This is a genomic window from Zobellella sp. An-6, from assembly GCF_052487945.1.
Genome location: NZ_CP199259.1, coordinates 1,231,721 through 1,247,643 on the forward strand (window position 1 = coordinate 1,231,721; position 15,923 = coordinate 1,247,643).

Annotated in this window: 13 protein-coding genes, 1 tRNA gene, 1 pseudogene and 1 other annotated feature; of the genes and pseudogenes, 9 read left to right on the forward strand and 6 right to left on the reverse strand. The window is 63.8% G+C overall.

The window, feature by feature from the left end; translation table 11 throughout:
* Positions 1-42: 42 nt before the first annotated feature.
* Positions 43-1,173: a bifunctional chorismate mutase/prephenate dehydrogenase gene (gene tyrA, locus ACT7DK_RS05695; RefSeq protein ID WP_445397189.1), complete on the forward strand. Its 1,131-nt coding sequence runs from the start codon at positions 43-45 to the stop codon at positions 1,171-1,173.
* A 1,079-nt stretch (positions 1,174-2,252) separates the two neighbouring features.
* On the opposite strand, the pseudogene ACT7DK_RS05700 reads toward tyrA, so the two are convergent.
* Both ACT7DK_RS05700 and hpf read right to left on the reverse strand, forming a co-directional pair.
* Positions 2,253-3,401, reverse strand: a pseudogene (locus ACT7DK_RS05700) (chorismate mutase); the annotation flags it as partial.
* Positions 3,402-3,433: 32 nt separating this feature from the next.
* Positions 3,434-3,555 (reverse strand) — a sequence feature (Phe leader region).
* Positions 3,556-3,728: 173 nt separating this feature from the next.
* The gene (gene hpf / locus ACT7DK_RS05705; protein WP_445397191.1) at positions 3,729-4,055 is read right to left on the reverse strand and encodes a ribosome hibernation-promoting factor, HPF/YfiA family; all 327 of its coding nucleotides are present in this window, start codon (positions 4,053-4,055) and stop codon (positions 3,729-3,731) included.
* Positions 4,056-4,386: 331 nt separating this feature from the next.
* Between hpf and ACT7DK_RS05710 the strand changes: the two genes are divergently transcribed.
* Together ACT7DK_RS05710 and ACT7DK_RS05715 are read left to right on the forward strand one after the other, a co-directional pair.
* Positions 4,387-6,294 carry a transglycosylase SLT domain-containing protein gene (locus tag ACT7DK_RS05710; protein ID WP_445397193.1) on the forward strand — a complete coding sequence of 636 codons (1,908 nt, stop codon included), beginning with the start codon at positions 4,387-4,389 and terminating at the stop codon, positions 6,292-6,294.
* Positions 6,284-7,096, forward strand: coding sequence for an NAD-dependent dehydratase (locus ACT7DK_RS05715; RefSeq protein WP_445397195.1), 813 nt, complete (start codon positions 6,284-6,286; stop codon positions 7,094-7,096). The genes ACT7DK_RS05710 and ACT7DK_RS05715 overlap by 11 nt, the downstream gene beginning before the upstream one ends.
* On the opposite strand, the gene yjjX is transcribed toward ACT7DK_RS05715, so the two are convergent.
* Complete coding sequence (gene yjjX / locus ACT7DK_RS05720; RefSeq protein WP_445397197.1) at positions 7,062-7,601, reverse strand: inosine/xanthosine triphosphatase; 540 nt, start codon at positions 7,599-7,601, stop codon at positions 7,062-7,064. The genes ACT7DK_RS05715 and yjjX overlap by 35 nt on opposite strands.
* 87 nt (positions 7,602-7,688) lie before the next feature.
* Here yjjX and yciA point away from each other — a divergent pair, with 87 nt between their 5' ends.
* Positions 7,689-8,087, forward strand: coding sequence for an acyl-CoA thioester hydrolase YciA (yciA, locus tag ACT7DK_RS05725; protein ID WP_445397199.1), 399 nt, complete (start codon positions 7,689-7,691; stop codon positions 8,085-8,087).
* A 158-nt stretch (positions 8,088-8,245) separates the two neighbouring features.
* Here the strand turns inward: yciA and ACT7DK_RS05730 are convergent, their stop codons facing one another.
* Together ACT7DK_RS05730 and gloB are read right to left on the reverse strand one after the other, a co-directional pair.
* A complete protein-coding gene (locus ACT7DK_RS05730; RefSeq protein WP_445397201.1) occupies positions 8,246-9,652 on the reverse strand; it encodes a LysM peptidoglycan-binding domain-containing protein in 1,407 nt (468 codons plus the stop codon).
* 63 nt (positions 9,653-9,715) lie between these two features.
* Positions 9,716-10,486: a hydroxyacylglutathione hydrolase gene (gene gloB / locus ACT7DK_RS05735; protein WP_445397203.1), complete on the reverse strand. Its 771-nt coding sequence runs from the start codon at positions 10,484-10,486 to the stop codon at positions 9,716-9,718.
* A gap of 46 nt (positions 10,487-10,532) precedes the next feature.
* Here gloB and ACT7DK_RS05740 point away from each other — a divergent pair, with 46 nt between their 5' ends.
* Positions 10,533-11,249 (forward strand): class I SAM-dependent methyltransferase, encoded by a 717-nt coding sequence (locus ACT7DK_RS05740; RefSeq protein WP_445397205.1) that lies wholly within the window; start codon positions 10,533-10,535, stop codon positions 11,247-11,249.
* Here ACT7DK_RS05740 and rnhA read toward each other — a convergent pair.
* Positions 11,237-11,698, reverse strand: a complete 462-nt coding sequence (gene rnhA / locus ACT7DK_RS05745; RefSeq protein WP_445397207.1) for a ribonuclease HI — start codon at positions 11,696-11,698, stop codon at positions 11,237-11,239. The two genes, ACT7DK_RS05740 and rnhA, sit on opposite strands and share 13 nt — an antisense overlap.
* A gap of 136 nt (positions 11,699-11,834) precedes the next feature.
* Between rnhA and dnaQ the strand changes: the two genes are divergently transcribed.
* The 4 genes from dnaQ to ACT7DK_RS05765 all read left to right on the forward strand — a co-directional run bounded on the left by dnaQ (position 11,835) and on the right by ACT7DK_RS05765 (position 15,896).
* The gene (gene dnaQ / locus ACT7DK_RS05750; RefSeq protein ID WP_445397209.1) at positions 11,835-12,572 is read left to right on the forward strand and encodes a DNA polymerase III subunit epsilon; all 738 of its coding nucleotides are present in this window, start codon (positions 11,835-11,837) and stop codon (positions 12,570-12,572) included.
* A gap of 20 nt (positions 12,573-12,592) precedes the next feature.
* Positions 12,593-13,696: a hypothetical protein gene (locus ACT7DK_RS05755; protein ID WP_445397211.1), complete on the forward strand. Its 1,104-nt coding sequence runs from the start codon at positions 12,593-12,595 to the stop codon at positions 13,694-13,696.
* 143 nt (positions 13,697-13,839) lie between these two features.
* A tRNA-Asp gene (locus tag ACT7DK_RS05760) sits at positions 13,840-13,916 on the forward strand.
* A gap of 342 nt (positions 13,917-14,258) precedes the next feature.
* Positions 14,259-15,896: a BCCT family transporter gene (locus tag ACT7DK_RS05765; protein ID WP_445397213.1), complete on the forward strand. Its 1,638-nt coding sequence runs from the start codon at positions 14,259-14,261 to the stop codon at positions 15,894-15,896.
* Positions 15,897-15,923 lie beyond the last annotated feature (27 nt).

A 15,923-nucleotide genomic window follows, 5' to 3' on the forward strand; every position in this document is an offset into this window, starting at 1 on the left:
TGCCCGGGAAGGGCCGGTGCTTTTGTAATTGGGATGAAGCCAATGGTAGATGAATTGCAGGTCCTGCGGGATCAGATTGATGAGGTCGACCAGCAACTGGTCGAGCTGTTTGCCCGCCGGTTGAAACTGGTGGCGGGCGTGGGAGAAGTGAAAAGCCGCCAGGGCGTGCCCATCTATGCACCCGATCGGGAGGCCGCCATGCTGGCCCGGCGGCGGGCCGAGGCCGAGGCCAGGGGCGTGCCGCCGGACCTGATTGAGGATGTCCTGCGCCGCGCCATGCGCGAGTCCTACGCCAGTGAAAAAGATACCGGCTTCAAGTGCATCAAACCGGAGTTGTCCAAGGCGGTGGTGATCGGCGGCGCCGGCCAGCTCGGCGGTCTGTTCGCGCACCTGCTGCGCCTGTCCGGCTACCCGGTCGAGATCCTGGAAAAGGAAGACTGGGACGGGGCCGACACCCTGCTGGGCGATGCGGGCCTGGTGGTGATCGCCGTGCCCATCGATCAGACGGTGGCGGTGATCGAGCGTCTGCCGACGCTGTCCGCCGATTGCCTGCTGGTGGACCTGACCAGCATCAAGAGCGAGCCGCTGGCGGCCATGCTCAAGGCCCACGCCGGCCCCGTGCTGGGGCTGCACCCCATGTTCGGGCCCGATGTGTCCAGCCTGGCCAAGCAGGTGATCATCTACAGCGACGGTCGCGGCGCCGAGCAGTACGAGTGGCTGCTGGCCCAGATGCGGATCTGGGGCGCCCGGCTGCAGGCGGTGTCGGCGCAAGAGCACGACCAGGCCATGAGCCTGGTGCAGGCCCTGCGCCACTTCACCAGCTTCGCCTACGGCGCCCACCTCTGTGCCGAACGGGCGGATCTGGCCCAGCTGTTGCGCCTGAGCTCGCCCATCTACCGGCTGGAGCTGGCCATGGTGGGCCGGTTGTTCGCCCAGGATCCGGCGCTGTACGCGGACATCATACTGTCCTCGCCCCGCAACCTGGAGATGATAAGGCGCTACCACCGCCGCTTCGGCGAGCTGCTGGCGCAGCTGGAAAACGGTGGTCGGGAGGCTTTTATCGAGCACTTTGCCACCGTCAGCGCCTTCTTCGGCGACTATGCCGATATCTTCCTCAAGGAAAGCCGGCTGCTGCTGGCCCAGGCCAACGACAGCCGCCACCACCAGGACTGACGCGACCAACAAGGCCCGGGCTCCCGGGCCTTTTCAGACTGCAGACTTACCTGGACAGGCAACGCTTATGCCAAGGCGGACAAAGGGAACGCTCCGCCGACCGTCACATGCCATGGATAGCATGTGCGAGCCTACATGGGGCGAGCTTGTCTCGCCGTGACGAGTCGTTGCAGCCTGACCGAACATCCAGTGAATGTTCGCAGCAGGCTGAAACGGTGAGTGTCATCTTTCGTGGCCTGTCGACGGAGTTGGTCTTTGGCCGACTTATTCGGCCATTACAACGCCTTTGTCATCAACCTCGAAAAGGCCCGGTCTCCCGGGCCTTTTTACTGTCCGCGTTATCCCTGGTACAGCCGACGGGCGAGGGGCGCCAGGGCGTCGGCCTGCCGGCCTTCGGCCAGTTCGATGCAGAAGCCCTGCAGGCCGGCTTCCTTCAGGGCATGGGCGAGTTCGGGCAAGACGGATTCCTCGCCGTCGAGCCGGCCGAGCAGGGGCAGATGGGTCTGCTGCTGCAGGGCCAGCAGCTCGGCCAGGGGCAACCCCCGCTCGTCGAGCAGGGCCAGTTGCTGGTTGCCTTCCGCCAGGATGAGTTCGGCGTCCGCCAGCGAGGCGGCGGCGTCCTGTTGCAGGGGCAGCAGCAGGGGGCGGGTACAGCGGCCGGCGGCGATCAGCAGTTCACTCCGCAGGGCCTGCTCCGGCTGCAGCAGCAGCAGATCGAGGTATTCCGCCGCCCGGTTGAGCTCTTCGACCTTGCTGACCCTGGTCATGGCCGCCAGATCGAAGCGGGCCGCCACCTCGCGCAACCGCTGCAGGTGCTGCAGCCCCTGCTGGATATCGCCGTTGTCGAAGCAGGGCACGGCCAACACCTGGCCGCCGCTTTCCTTCAGCTTGCGGGCGGCTTCCTGCAGTTGCTGCTCTCCGGGCCAGGCGGACAGCATGGCGATCAACAGGGGCTCGCCGGCGCCCAGGTAGAAGCGGCCCACCTGCAGACGGGTGTCATCCTGCTTGTAGGCACGGCTGTGGCGGGGCTGCTCGTCCTCGGCCGGCGCCGCGACCCCGCCCCGGCTGAGGGCGCCGGAGGGGATCCGGGTCGGCGCCACTTCGGCGCTGGGATAGCAGCCCAGCACCTTGATAAAGCGGGTGATGCGACCCAGCTCCTTCAGCGCCGACTGCATCTCGGGGCTGTTGACGTTGGCGGCCACGTCCACATAGAACATCTCCTCCCAGGGATTGCCGATGATGGGGCGGGATTCCAGCTTGGTCATGGTGATGTCGTGGTTGCGCAGTACCAGCAGGGCCTCCACCAGGGCGCCGCTCTGCTGGCCGGTGGACATGATGAAGCTGGTCTTGGCCGGGATCTGTTCGGCCACGTCGATGGGTTTGCGCGCCACCACGATAAAGCGGGTCATGTTCTGCTTCTGGTTGGCCAGGCCGCGCACCAGCGGCTTGAGGCCGTGCAGCTCGCCGCCGTCGGCGCTGCCCATGGCGCCCACGTCCGGGCGCTTGAGGCCGGCCACCAGCTCCATGGCGTTGGAGGAGGCGGCGCAGAACTCCACCTTGACCCCGGGCAGCGTCTTCAGGTACTGGGAGCACTGCTGGTACACCTGGGGGTGGGTGTAGAGGGTTTTCAACTGGCCGACGTCGGTGTCCACCGCCACCAGCAGGCAGTGCTCTATGGGCTGGGTCAGCTCGCCGACGATGGACAGGCTGGTGTGCTGCATCAGATCGAAGACGTCGTTGATGGAGCCGGAGCTGGTGTTCTCGATGGGCAGGATGCCGTACTGGGCCTGGCCCGACTCCACGGTGTCGAGGATCTGCTGGAAGGTCTCGCAGCTGTGCTCGATGATGCCGGCCTGGAAGCGGGACAGGTACTTGCGGGCCGCGAGGTTGGAGTAGGAGCCGCGCAGGCCGAGGAAGGCGACGCTGATGGAGGGCACCTGATCCCGGGGGTTGAGCAGGTCCTGCAGCAGTGCCTGTTGGGACAGCACCGAGTCTTCGATGATGGTGTGATAGAGGCGGGTGACGTAGTGGGCGTCCAGGCCGAGCTGCCGGCCCTGGTTGACAAGCTCCACCAGCAGCGCCTGCTCCCGCTCCTGATCCCGTATCGGCCTGGGGTTTTCCAGCTTGGCGCGGGCCACCTCCAGGCTCAGGGCCTTGCGCCTGGCCAGCAGGGTCAGCAGCTCGCTGTCCAGGCGGGTGATGTGGGTTCTGATCTCGTCCAGATTCATGAATAGGGCTTCCTTCGTCGCCAGTCCGGCTGAATAAAAAAGCCTCCCGGTGGGAGGCTTGGCGGTTCGTCTTTCGCTTATCTCTTGCTTGCGCCCCGGCCTCCCGTGTCAGGATGCAAAAAAGAAGCGAAAGAAAAACGGGGATACGGACATCTTCGGGTCATCACGGCTAGGAACAACTCCCATAGGAATACTGAAAAGCGCCGGCGCTGGCAAGCCTTTTGCCGGATTTTTTGGTGTATTGGCCATGGAAAGCAAGAAAACGGCCCTTCGGCCGTTTTCTTGCTGCTATCAGTGCAGTAGGGTGCAGGAGCAGTCGGGGAGGTATTATTCGCCCTCTTCACTGACCGGCTGAATGGCATTGGCCCTCTGGGCCAGGGGTTTTTCCGCATAGCGACCGAGCTGGCGTTCCAGCTTCTGCCCCAGTTCGTTGATGGCCGCATAGAGATCTTCGTGTTCTGCCTGGGCAAAAAGGGTGTCGTTGGGCACACCTGCCTTGGCTTCCACCAGGTAATTCAGGCCTTCCTTCTGAATCACCACATGGGGGTTGATAAGCACGATTTGGCGCCGGTTGAGTTTATCGAAACGACTTTCGATCCGTTCACGAATGGCGGGAGAAATGTCGACGACATGGCTGGTAATCGCAATAGACATAGGGACCCCCTTGCTGTTTCTTCGTTTGTGTTCAGCTTCAGGTTACCCCGGCGGGGAATTAATTTTGTGATTGAAATCAACTTTTTTCCGCCCCACATCGCGCCTTGGCAATATTTGTGAGCCAGCCGCCGCTACGGTGAAAAAAGCCTTGCCAGCATAAGGCGACAAGAGACAGACTCGAACGGATAAGCTCTTGGGCCCTGCCGCTCTGAGTGCCCGCTGACGAGGTTCCGCCGCTGCCCCAGGATCGGGGAGAATTTGTCGCGCCCCATTGGCAGCCCACCCCGTATTCCTTAGGATAGCCCTATATTTTCTCGAAAGGGGTGGAGCCGTGAAAAGCTGGTTTGGAGTCGGATTGCTGCTGTTGAGCCTGGGGAGCCTGGCCGAGGCGTCGCCGTTGCGTGAACGTTATCAGCAGGCCGAGCAGGCGTTGAAAAAGAACGAATTATCCCGTTACCAGCAGTTGCGCCAGGGACTGGACGCCTACCCGCTGACCGTTAATCTGGACTACCGCTACCTCGCCGACCGGCTCAACCAGCTCACCACGGCCCAGGTCAGGAACTTCATGGCCCGTTATCCCGATTCCCTGCAGGCGGACCGGCTCGAGCGGCAGTACCTGTTCCGCCTGGCCCGTGAGCAGCGCTGGCAGGAGTTTCTGGCCCTGTATCCCCAGCTGCCCAACAGCATAGAGCTGCAATGTGCCCACTATCAGGCCAAGTGGGCGGCCGGCGACAGGGTCACCGCCCTCGCCGGGGCCGAGCGGCTGTGGCTGCATGGCCACTCCCGGCCCGGTATCTGCGATCCCCTGTTCGAGACCTGGTACCGTGCAGGCGGACGCAACGACGAGCATATCTGGCAGCGCATGCTGCTGGCCTACGAGAACGGTCAGGAAGGATTGATCACCTTTCTGGGCCGGTTGTTGAGTCCCTCGGTCCGCCCCGCCGGCGAGCTGCTACAGGCGTTGTACAAGGATCCTCGACAACTGGAACGACCCGAAGCCGTCCGGGTACCGAGCCGGCGCCACCAGACCGCCGTGGCCAGGGCCCTGGCCCGGCTGGCGGACAGCGAACCCGAACTGGTGATGAGCCTCTATCCCAAATATCAGCGCCTTCATGGCATCGACGGGGTCCAGATGGCGGTGGTGGAGCGCAGCCTGGCCCGCCGGCTGATGTTCAACCGCACCCGGGATTACCGCAGCTGGCTCGACAGCCGGCTGCCGGAAGTGGGGGATGCCGAGCTGTTCGAGCTGCGGGCCCGCCTGGCCATCTGGGAGCAGGATTGGCGGCCGCTTGACGGCTGGATCGACCGGCTTCCGGCCGAAGCCCAGCAGGACAGCCGCTGGCTGTACTGGCGCGGGCGCGCCCTGGCGGCCCAGAACAAGACCGCCGAGGCCGATAAGGCCTGGCACAAGGCTGCTCAGGCCCGGGATTATTACGGCTTTCTGGCGGCCCAGCAGAGCCGGCGGGACTTTACCCTGCAGAAGCAGCCATTGGTGCCGGCCCCATCCTGGAGCCAGGCCAGCCGGCAATGGCCGGCCCTGCTGCGGGTGGCGGAGTGGCTGGCCCTGGGAGACCGAACCGCCGCCCGCAGCGAATGGCACCATCTGCTGGGCAAGGTCGACGAGCAGGCCGGGGTCGCCCTGGGCAGCCTGGCCTTGAGCCGGGGCTGGTACGACAAGTCCATCTTGGCCAGTATCCGGGTGCAGGCCTGGGATCACCTGGAGCTGCGCTTCCCGGTGGTGTACCGGGACATCTTTCAACGCCAGGCCCGGCGCCTGGGCGTGGACGAGGCGACCCTGTTCGCCATCGCCCGCCAGGAAAGCGCCTTTTATGAACTGGCCCGCTCTCCGGTGGGGGCCGGCGGCCTGATGCAGCTGATGCCCGCCACCGCCAGGGAGACCGCCCGCAAGCACGGCATCACCCAGTTCCGCCATCCCGCCGACGTCTACCGGCCCGAGGTGAACGTACAGCTCGGCTCCAGCTACTTCAAGGAACTGCTGGAGCGCTACAACCATAACCGGATCCCGGCCATCGCCGCCTACAATGCCGGCCCCGGCCGGATCAACCGCTGGCTGAGCGAGAGCGGCAGCCGGCCGCTGGATGTCTGGGTGGAGAACATTCCCTACCGGGAGACCCGGGGATATGTGCAGAACGTGCTGGCTTTCTCGGTGATCTATCAGGAAATGCTCGGTCAACCCAAGACCTTCCTGAAACCGGCGGAGCTCGCCTATGTCTACTGAACGAAGGGTAGCCATCCTCGGACTGGGCTGGCTGGGCGAGCCGCTGGCAGCCACCCTGGCCGGCCTGGGTTATCGGGTGGCCGGCAGCACCACCGATGCCACCAAGGCTGCACGGCTGCGGCAAACCGGCATCGACGTCGAACTGTGGAATATCAAGGACCCCTTGCCGCCGGCCTGGCCGGAGCGGCTGGCCGCCGATACCCTGGTGCTGTGCGTGCCGCCGGGCAAGGTGCCCGACTATGCCGCCACCCTCGGCCGGGTAGCGGCGTTGGCGGCTGCGGCCGGGGTGCGCCGCCTGCTCTTTACCAGTGCCACCTCGGTCTATGGCGGCACCGGCGTCAAGACGGAAGCCGACACCGGGCCGGATTCCGAGCGCGGTGAACGCATGCTGGCGGCGGAACGAAGGGTGCGTGGCAGTGGCATCCCCCGGGTGCTCTGCCTGCGGCTGTCGGGCCTGGTGGGGGGCAGCCGCGAGCCGGGACGCTTCCTCGCCGGCCGCCGCTTCGAGGGCGGCGAGGAGCCGGTCAACCTGGTGGCACTGGAAGATCTGCTGCGCTTCATTCCCGCCATACTGGCGCGGGAAGACTGGCCGGAAACCCTGAACGTCAGCGCCCCCCATCATCCCAGCCGGCAGGCTTTCTACCGCCAGGCGGCCGAACTGCGGGGACTGCCGCCGCCGACCTTCGAGGGCGGCGGCGAAGGCAAGAGCATAGACGGCGGCGCCCTCTGCCGCTGGCTGGGTGTGGACTACGAAGTGACGGACTGGTTCAGCTGGCTGGCTGCGCGTAAGGCGCGGGGCTGATCAGGGGCGCCAGGGCCAGGATCAGGGTGTCCCGGTAGACGCTGCGCCTGTCCAGCAGGTTGCGGGTCAGCACGCCGATGGCGCCGCCCTGCTGTTTGCAGTTGGTTAAATTGAACAGGCGGTCCATGGCCTGCCCCAGCTCCTCCCCCTGAGACACGGCGCTGGCCACGAATGGCGGCAGGGTCAGGCTGGCGCTGCGGGCGGCGTTGTCGAGCCCGGGTCCCAGCACCTGCAGCCAGGCGAAGGTGAGGGTTTGCCCCAGTAATTGAGCCACGCCGCCTTCCATCCCTATCCACAGATCCGCCTCGGGGCGGCATTCCCGCGCCGCCAGCGCCCGGTTGCGGGCGCCCCGCAGGGTTTCCTCGTCGCTCATCGGCTGGGCGGCCACGCCGGAGGGCACGGCCAGGCCGCTGAGGTCGATGACCCGCTCGGGAAACAGCAGGCCGAGCGCCTGGCGGGCGGCCGCTATCTTGGCCGGATTGAGGGATGCGACTATGACCTTCATGAATCACCTTGGTTGTGGACAATTGCGGGTACAGGTTAGGCTGATTATTATGCCACTTTACTTGTCTGGTTGGAGATCTTTGCACAGATGACCGAAGAACAGAGTCCCGGCGGGGAGCTGCTGCTGCGCACCATGGCCATGCCGGCGGACACCAATGCCAACGGCGATATTTTTGGCGGCTGGATCATGTCCCAGATGGATCTGGGTGGCAGCCTGCTGGCCAATGAAATCGCGTTGGGACGGGTATGTACCGTGGCGGTGAATGAATTGGTTTTTTCACGCCCGGTGCAGGTGGGGGACGTGGTCTGCTGCTACGGCAAACTGCTGAAGCAGGGCCGCAGCTCCATGACCATAGAGGTGGAAATCTGGGTCAAGCCGGTACTGGTGCCGGAGAGCGGTCCCCGCTACCGGGTGGCCGGGGCCCAGTTCGTGTATGTGGCCATCGACGAGCATGGACGTCCCCGTACCGTGCCGCAGCCGGCATAAGGGGGCTCTGGGCGGAACGGAAACGGCTGCCGGCAGTGTCCCTGGAGGAGCATGACCGGGCGGCTTCCGACCAGGCTCCCTGGCGGCGCTCCGGCCGGGAGAAGAACATTAAAAAGGGAGCCTTAAGGCTCCCTTATGGTGATCCTGCGCCTAACGCCTCAGCCTGAATTGACCGAGACGATCAGGGTTTGGCCGGCGCGCAGGTTGTGCCTGTCGCTCAGGCGGTTCCAGCGCAGCAGGTCGGTAATGCTCACGCTGAAGCGGCTGGCGATGGCCGACAGCGAGTCGCCGGCCTGGACCAGGTAGACCCCGTCGGAAGGCGCCGGTTGAGCGGCCCGGGCGGCGGAAGGCAGCATCAGGGTCTGGCCCACCCTGATGGTGTTGCCGCTCAGGTTGTTGGCCTGGCGGATGGCCTCGATACTGGTGCCGTGGCGGCGGGCGATGACGCCCAGGCTGTCGCCCCCCCTGACCCGGTAGCGCTGGAACTCCCGGCGCTCCTGCTGGGGCAGATCGGCCATGGCCAGCTCGAAGCCCTGGGCATGGTTCACCGGCACCAGAATTTCCGCGTTGCGGGCGGGCGAGGTGGCGGCCTTCTTGAAGCCGGGGTTCAGCTGCTTGAGCTGATTGCGGTTCATCCCGGCCAGATCGGCGGCCATGTTCAGATCCACCTGGCCTTCCACTTCCACCACCGCCAGCTGGGGACGATTGGGGACTGCCGGTACTTCCATGCCGTAGTGGCTGTCGTGCTTCAGGATGTCGGCCAGGGCCAGCAGCTTGGGCACATAATTCTGGGTCTCCTTGGGCAGGGACAGAGACCAGTAGTCGGTCGGCTTGCCCTGCCGGCGGTTGGCCTTGATCGCCCGCTGCACCCGGCCCTCGCCGGAGTTGTAGGCCGCCAGGGCGTGTAGCCAGTCGCCGTCGAAGAAATCATGCAGGTATTCCAGATAGTCGAGCGCCGCCCGGGTCGAGGCCATGACGTCGTAGCGGCCGTCATACCAGCTGTCGTAATGCAGGCCGAAGTTCTTGCCGGTGCCCTGCAGCATCTGCCACAGGCCGGCCGCGTGCCCGCGGGAATAGGCCTTGGGATCGAAGGTGCTTTCCACTACCGGCAACAGTACCAGTTCCATCGGCATGTTCCGTTTCTCTATCTCTTCCTTGATGAGATAGAGAAAAGGTCTGGCGCGTTCGGATACGGAACGCATGTATGCCGGGTGTTTCAGGTACCAGTTGCGCTGGGCGACCACCCTGGGGTGATCCAACGGCACCTGGAGTTGCATCCCTTCGGCCAACTCAAGCCACAGGTTCTGCTGTTGGGGCTCCGCCTGCTGGTGGAACTGCCGGTTGCTCGATGAGTGGGCGACGGTGCGGTAAGTGCCGTCGTCGGCGGATGCTTTACTTTGCACCCTGAGCGACGAATACGCCGCCGATTTCGGGTAAAGCTGGCTGTGCGCCGCTTGCCCTCCACCTGTTTCCTGATGGCCATAGGGATACCGGGCCGAATCGGCCGGCATCGCCTGGCAGCCCGCCAGGAGCAAGGCACTGGATAAAATACAGAGTCTTCTCATGGTGTCTGCGTCTCACAAAAACGGCGGCCAGTGTATGCTTTGTGAGCAGTTTAATCAAGTTCGTTAAAAATCGTCCTTCCAGTGACGAAGTGCGGCGAACACCTCGACGTCTTCATTTAACGCCGCCATGGCATGGTGCTGGGCCGCGGCCCGAACTCCCGCCACATGGGGGCGGAGGAAGACATTGACGGCTTTTTCCAGCGCGATGGAACTGGGCAGGGTAGGGATACCCTGCTGGCGTAGTTTGGCCACTTTTTGCAGGTATTTTTTTAATTCGGGGTTGTTTGGCTCCACAGTGTGGCAAAAAGCCAGGTTGGCCTGGGTGTATTCATGGGTACAGTAAACTCGGGTCTCGTCGGGCAGGGTGGCCAGACGGGAGAGGGACTGATGCATTTGCTGCGGGGTGCCCTCGAACAAACGACCACAGCCCCCTGAGAACAGGGTATCACCGCAAAACAGCAGCCCTTGGCCATGATAGGCGATATGGCCCAGGGTATGGCCGGGCACGGCCATTACCGCGAGCTCGAGCCCCAGGCTGCTCAGCTTGACCCTGTCGCCTTCCTTCAGGCCGATGCCCCCCGGTGCCGGCATCGGCTCGGCGGCGGGAGCGTAGAGGCGCGCTTCGGGCCATTGGGCGAGCAGGGCCTGAACGCCACCGGTATGATCCCGGTGATGATGGGTGATCAGGATGGCGTCCAGGGTCAGGCCGCGCTCCGCCAGCACCCGTCCGACCGGGGCGGCGTCGCCCGGATCCACTACGGCCGCACGATCGCCGTTGCTTATCAGCCAGATGTAGTTATCGTTAAAGGCGGGAATGGGACTAATGTTAGGCATGATGCTGTCCTTATGAGCGTGTTACGCCTAGCTTATCAGAGGGGCCATGAAAGCAGCCAGTACACCGTCGGCGCCGAAAAACTGGCAGCGATTGCCATGTGGCAGCCAGCTTGCCGAGCAATTGCAGCAGCGTCTGGATGAATGGGCGCCGAGCCTGTTCGGTTTCAACTTGCTCAAGATCGACGCGCTGGGGGCCGCCCTGTCTCTGGACAAGAGCCGTATCCGGCAGTCGGTGGTCATGGGGCAGCAGCCTTTCGAGGGCATGGATCTGCTGGCGGACGCCGCCGCCATGCCCTTCGCCCCCGGCAGCCTGGACGCCTGTCTGCTGGCCCATGTGCTCGATTACAGCGCACACCCCCATGCCATCTTGCGTGAAACCGAAATCGCCCTGCGGGATGACGGCTGGCTGATCGTGACCGGATTCAACCCCTACAGCAGTGCCGGCCTGGCCTGTGCCCTGCCGGCACTGCGCCACCGCCTGCCCTCCTGGCAGCGGATGCTGGCGCCAGGACGGCTGGAAGACTGGCTCAAACTGCTGGGATTCGAAGTGATCGAGCGGGATTACCTGGGCTTCACCCGCGTCATGCGGTTTGCGCTACCCGGCCAGTGGCGCGGCCGGCTCTGTCCGCGGTTTTGTCCATCGCTGGCGGCGGTCTATATCATACTGGCGCGCAAGCGACGCTTTCCGTTGACGCCGGTGCGGGAGCTCAAGCCGGTGCGCAATGCCCTGACCCAGCCGGGTATGGCCCGTCAGCGCGAATAGCCGGTGTCTTCATTGACGGCCTCATGCAAGGCGGCCTCCCGGGCCAGTTCGTCGCAGCGTTCGTTTTCCGGATGGCCGGAATGTCCCTTGACCCAGTGCCAGTGCACCCGATGCCGCTGGCACAGGGTATCGAGCTGCTGCCACAAATCCGCGTTTTTTACCGGCGTCTTGGCGGCGGTCTTCCAGTTGTTGCGTTTCCAGCCGTTGATCCACTGGGTGATGCCCTGGCGTACGTACTGGCTGTCGGTGGTCAGCTCGACTTCGCAGTCATGGCTGAGGGCGGCGAGGCCGGCGATAGCCGCCATCAGCTCCATGCGGTTGTTGGTGGTCAGACGATAACCCCGGCTCAGCTCCTTGCGATGCTGCTTGTAGAGCAGCACGGCGGCATAGCCCCCGGGGCCCGGATTGCCGAGGCAGGAGCCATCGGTATACAGCTGGATCTGTTTCATGCGTGTCCACCTTGTGAAAATAAGGGCGAAGTCTGCCACAGGGATCGAGGCCGGGCCAGTGCAACCGGGTCGCCTCGGTAGCGCTATCGGGTCCGGTTATTTATACTGGCGCCCGTATTGTGCGGAGGAAACAGCGATGACCCAGCAAGGCCACCACCGGCAAATTGTCCTGGATACGGAAACCACCGGTATGAATATGGGCGCCGGGCCCCACTATCTCGGACACAGGGTGATCGAGATCGGCGGGGTGGAGGTGGTCAACCGGCGTCTGACCGGGCGACATTTTCATGTCTACCTCAAGCCGGATCGCAAGGTGGACGAGGAAGCCATCCAGGTACATGGCATCACCGACGAGTTCCTGGCGGACAAGCCGCCCTTTACCGCCGAGGTGGACGCCTTCCTCGAGTTTATCGCCGGGGCCGAGCTGGTGGCCCACAACGCGCCCTTCGACGTCGGCTTTCTCGACTACGAAATGGAGCTGATGGGGCGGCCGGAGCGGATGGCCCAGTTGTGCAAGGTCACCGATACCCTGGCCCTGGCCCGGCAGCTGTTTCCCGGCAAACGCAACAACCTGGATGTGCTCTGCGACCGCTACGGCATAGACAACAGCCATCGTTCCCTGCACGGGGCCTTGCTCGATGCCGAGATCCTGGCCGATGTCTATCTGTTGATGACCGGTGGCCAGACCAAGCTGAACCTGCAGACCGACACCGGGACGCAGGAAGACAGCAGCCGCCAGGGGATACGGCGCCTGGGTGCCGAGCGGCCCGCGCTGCGGGTGATCCGGGCCGGCGAGCTGGAGCTGCAGGCCCACGAGGCCCGGCTGGATCTGGTGATGAAGAAGGGAGGCGGCTGCCTGTGGCGTGGAGAATAGGCCGGCTGTTGTGTGTCGGCATGCTGCTCTGGGTGAACGGCGGCCTGGCCAACGAACAGGACGCACGCTGGCTCAGCAACACCTTTCGCATCGATCCTTCCATCTCGGCCGTTACGTTATTTATCGAAAGAGAGGCGGGGAGCCCTTCCGTGGTGCTGATCCGTCCGGATGGCAGCAAATATTACTACCAGCGGCATCCATCGAACATCAACTGGGCCTCCACCGCCAGCCGGGACGTGATCACCCTGTGGCAGCCCGAACCCGGCCCCTGGCAGGCGACCGGGAAAATCAGCGAACAGCGGGGGATCTCGCTGGTCAGCGCCTTCAGCCTGCGGCTGGAGCCTTTGCCTCCGCGGGTTTATCAGCAGGAGGTTATCAAGCTCGGGGCGGAACTCGTGTATGACGAGACCCGCCTGGATGCCGCCTATTATCTGGACGGATTGTCGTTGACCGCCCAGTTGGTCGGCCAACGTGGTACCGACGAGGATGCTTTCACCCAGGCTCCCCAGGTGATCGGTGTTTTTGCCGATGATGGAACGAACCTGGATGAATATCCCGGTGACGGGAAGATGACCGCCGAAGTGATTGTTGACGCCCTGCCGGGTCGTTACCTGTTCCAGGCGCAAACGACCAACAGAGTGCTGGCACGCACCTATGAACAGGAGCTGCTGGTCTACCCCATGCCGATCAGCCTGCGCTTTTCCACTCCAGGGGCGGAGGGAAACTGGCAGCTCACCATCGATGCCGATGGCGAGCTGTTGCCCGACAGCCTGGTGGTGGCCGGTGAACTGAGCAATCCGCTGGGGCAAACATTGCCCGTTTCCGGACAGGGGAGGGTGATTACGCTGCCCGATGCCCGTCAGCCGGGCAACTATCGCTGGCAAGGCCGGGCTTTCGCCACCACCCGTGACGGACGGGAAATCCAGCTCAACCTGATGGAGCAGGTGGTGCGGGTGCTGCCCCCGGTCGTGGCCGCGTCGGCCAGCCCGGTGAAAGAACCGCCCTTCTGGCTCACTCTTCCCTATTTGGTCGGCGGTGGTGTCGGGCTGCTCCTGCTGTTGAGCGGCGTGGGAGGGCTGATATGGCGCAGAAGAAGGCGAGCGACAGGACAGCGGCCGGGTTGAGGCGGATGCCGGTCGATGATGTCTAAAATGCAGGTGATAGCCTAAAAATTGCTCTAACAGTATAAAAGCATCACTTTATGCTTGATCTCGCCGGCCTCCCCCACTAAGATTCGTCCCGCCTGAAGTCAGCAGTATCAGGCCTCGGAGCGGTAGTTCAGTTGGTTAGAATACCGGCCTGTCACGCCGGGGGTCGCGGGTTCGAGCCCCGTCCGCTCCGCCAGATTAAAGCAAAAAGCCACCTGAGGGTGGCTTTTTGCTTTTCTGCATTCCTTCGCTTCCCTTACTCAGCTTCCCTTCGCCGCCTGATGGCTGCGGAAATGTTTCGCGCTCAACAGGATTATCTGTGCCCATTCCTCTTGGCTGCTGCCGAACCTGGCACTGAAGGCCGTGGCTTTCCCTTCTCCCTGGCGTGACGCCATGCTCTTCGGGACTGTGCGATGAGACAAGGTGCCGCCAGTCGGAGGTTCCCAATTTCTCTCTAAGCCTGTAATTTTCTTACATTTTTGTGCTATAGTTAATCGTCCATCATCGATTACGGCCCTAACCATCAAGGATCTTGAGTATGACCGATAAAGAGAACAATGATGTGATAGCCCCGGAGGGAAAGGTCAATCCCATCGATACCGACTACCAGGTGGGGCAGGATAATATCGCACTGAAGATAGGCCCCTTCGGCCTCGACATCCACAACCGGGTATTCCTGATCTCCGGCCTGGCGATTGTGGCCTTCGTGTTTCTGACGCTGGCGTTTCAAAACCAGGTGGGTCCCCTGTTCGGGGATTTGCGCGGCTGGCTCACATCGAACCTGGACTGGTTCTTTCTGACGTCCGGCAATATCTTCGTGCTGGTGTGCGTGTTTCTTATTTTCTCCCCCTTGGGGCGGGTGCGCATCGGCGGCACCGAGGCCAAGCCCGACTTCAGTTACCTGGGCTGGTTTTCCATGCTGTTTGCCGCCGGCATGGGCATCGGGCTGATGTTCTACGGGGTATCCGAGCCCCTGTCCCACTTCGGCAGCGCCCTGGGTGGCGTCAGCGTCGAAAACGGGGTGCGTACAGACTGGGCACCGCTGGGGGCCGCCGCCGGTGATGCGGAGGCCGCCAGGCGACTCGGCATGTCGGCCACCATCTACCACTGGGCGCTGCATCCCTGGGCCATTTATGCGGTGCTGGCGCTGGGGCTGGCCATCTTCTCCTTCAACAAGGGGCTGCCGCTGACGGTACGGTCGGTGTTTTATCCGCTGCTGGGCGAGCGGGTCTGGGGTTGGCCCGGCCATGTCATCGACATCCTGGCGGTGGTGGCGACCCTGTTCGGCCTGGCCACCTCCCTGGGGCTGGGGGCCTCCCAGGCCAGTGCCGGCCTGAACTACCTGTTCGGCCTGCCGACCGGCACCACCACCGAGGTGGTGCTGGTGCTCGGGATCACCGCCATCGCCACCCTCTCGGTGCTGGCCGGGCTGGACGCCGGGGTCAAGCGGCTGTCCGAGATAAACATGGTGCTGGCGGCGGCGCTGCTGCTGTTCGTGATCGTCGCCGGTCCCACCCTGGCCATCGTCACCGGTTTCTTCGCCAACCTGGCGGCCTATCTGGAGAACCTGCCGGCGCTGTCCAATCCCATCGGGCGGGACGACGCCAACTTCTCCCAGGGCTGGACCGCCTTCTACTGGGCCTGGTGGATTTCCTGGTCGCCCTTCGTCGGCATGTTCATCGCCCGGGTATCCCGGGGCCGCACCGTGCGGGAGTTCATCATCTCGGTGCTGCTGGTGCCCTCCGCCGCCTGCGTGCTGTGGATGACCGCCTTCGGCGGCACCGCCATCAGCCAGCTGGTCAACGACGGCTACCAGACGGTGGCCGAGGCGGCCCTGCCGCTGCAGCTGTTCATCATGCTGGATGCCTTGCCCCTGTCCGCGATCACCTCCTTTATCGGCATCATTCTGGTGGTGGTGTTCTTTATCACTTCGTCCGATTCCGGCTCCCTGGTGATCGACACCATCTCCGCCGGCGGCAAGGTCAACTCGCCCAAGCCCCAGAAGGTGTTCTGGTGCACCTTCGAGGGACTGGTGGCGATCGCCCTGATCCTGGGGGGCGGCCTCATCGCCCTGCAGGCGATGGCGGTGTCCACCGGTTTTCCCTTTACCATAGTGCTGCTGATCTCCTGTGTGGCCCTGATCAAGGGGCTGCTATCGGAGCCCAAGGCGGTCTGAGCCGGGCCCAGGGAGGCAGGCGGGGTG

Coding starts and splice junctions, on each gene's coding strand:
- ACT7DK_RS05765 (WP_445397213.1), top strand. CDS start 14,259: ATGACCGATAAAGAGAACAATGATGTGATAGCCCCGGAGGGAAAGGTC.
- tyrA (WP_445397189.1), top strand. CDS start 43: ATGGTAGATGAATTGCAGGTCCTGCGGGATCAGATTGATGAGGTCGAC.
- ACT7DK_RS05715 (WP_445397195.1), top strand. CDS start 6,284: ATGTCTACTGAACGAAGGGTAGCCATCCTCGGACTGGGCTGGCTGGGC.
- ACT7DK_RS05740 (WP_445397205.1), top strand. CDS start 10,533: ATGAAAGCAGCCAGTACACCGTCGGCGCCGAAAAACTGGCAGCGATTG.
- hpf (WP_445397191.1), bottom strand. CDS start 4,055: ATGTCTATTGCGATTACCAGCCATGTCGTCGACATTTCTCCCGCCATT.
- gloB (WP_445397203.1), bottom strand. CDS start 10,486: ATGCCTAACATTAGTCCCATTCCCGCCTTTAACGATAACTACATCTGG.
- yjjX (WP_445397197.1), bottom strand. CDS start 7,601: ATGAAGGTCATAGTCGCATCCCTCAATCCGGCCAAGATAGCGGCCGCC.
- rnhA (WP_445397207.1), bottom strand. CDS start 11,698: ATGAAACAGATCCAGCTGTATACCGATGGCTCCTGCCTCGGCAATCCG.
- yciA (WP_445397199.1), top strand. CDS start 7,689: ATGACCGAAGAACAGAGTCCCGGCGGGGAGCTGCTGCTGCGCACCATG.
- ACT7DK_RS05730 (WP_445397201.1), bottom strand. CDS start 9,652: ATGAGAAGACTCTGTATTTTATCCAGTGCCTTGCTCCTGGCGGGCTGC.
- ACT7DK_RS05755 (WP_445397211.1), top strand. CDS start 12,593: ATGCTGCTCTGGGTGAACGGCGGCCTGGCCAACGAACAGGACGCACGC.
- dnaQ (WP_445397209.1), top strand. CDS start 11,835: ATGACCCAGCAAGGCCACCACCGGCAAATTGTCCTGGATACGGAAACC.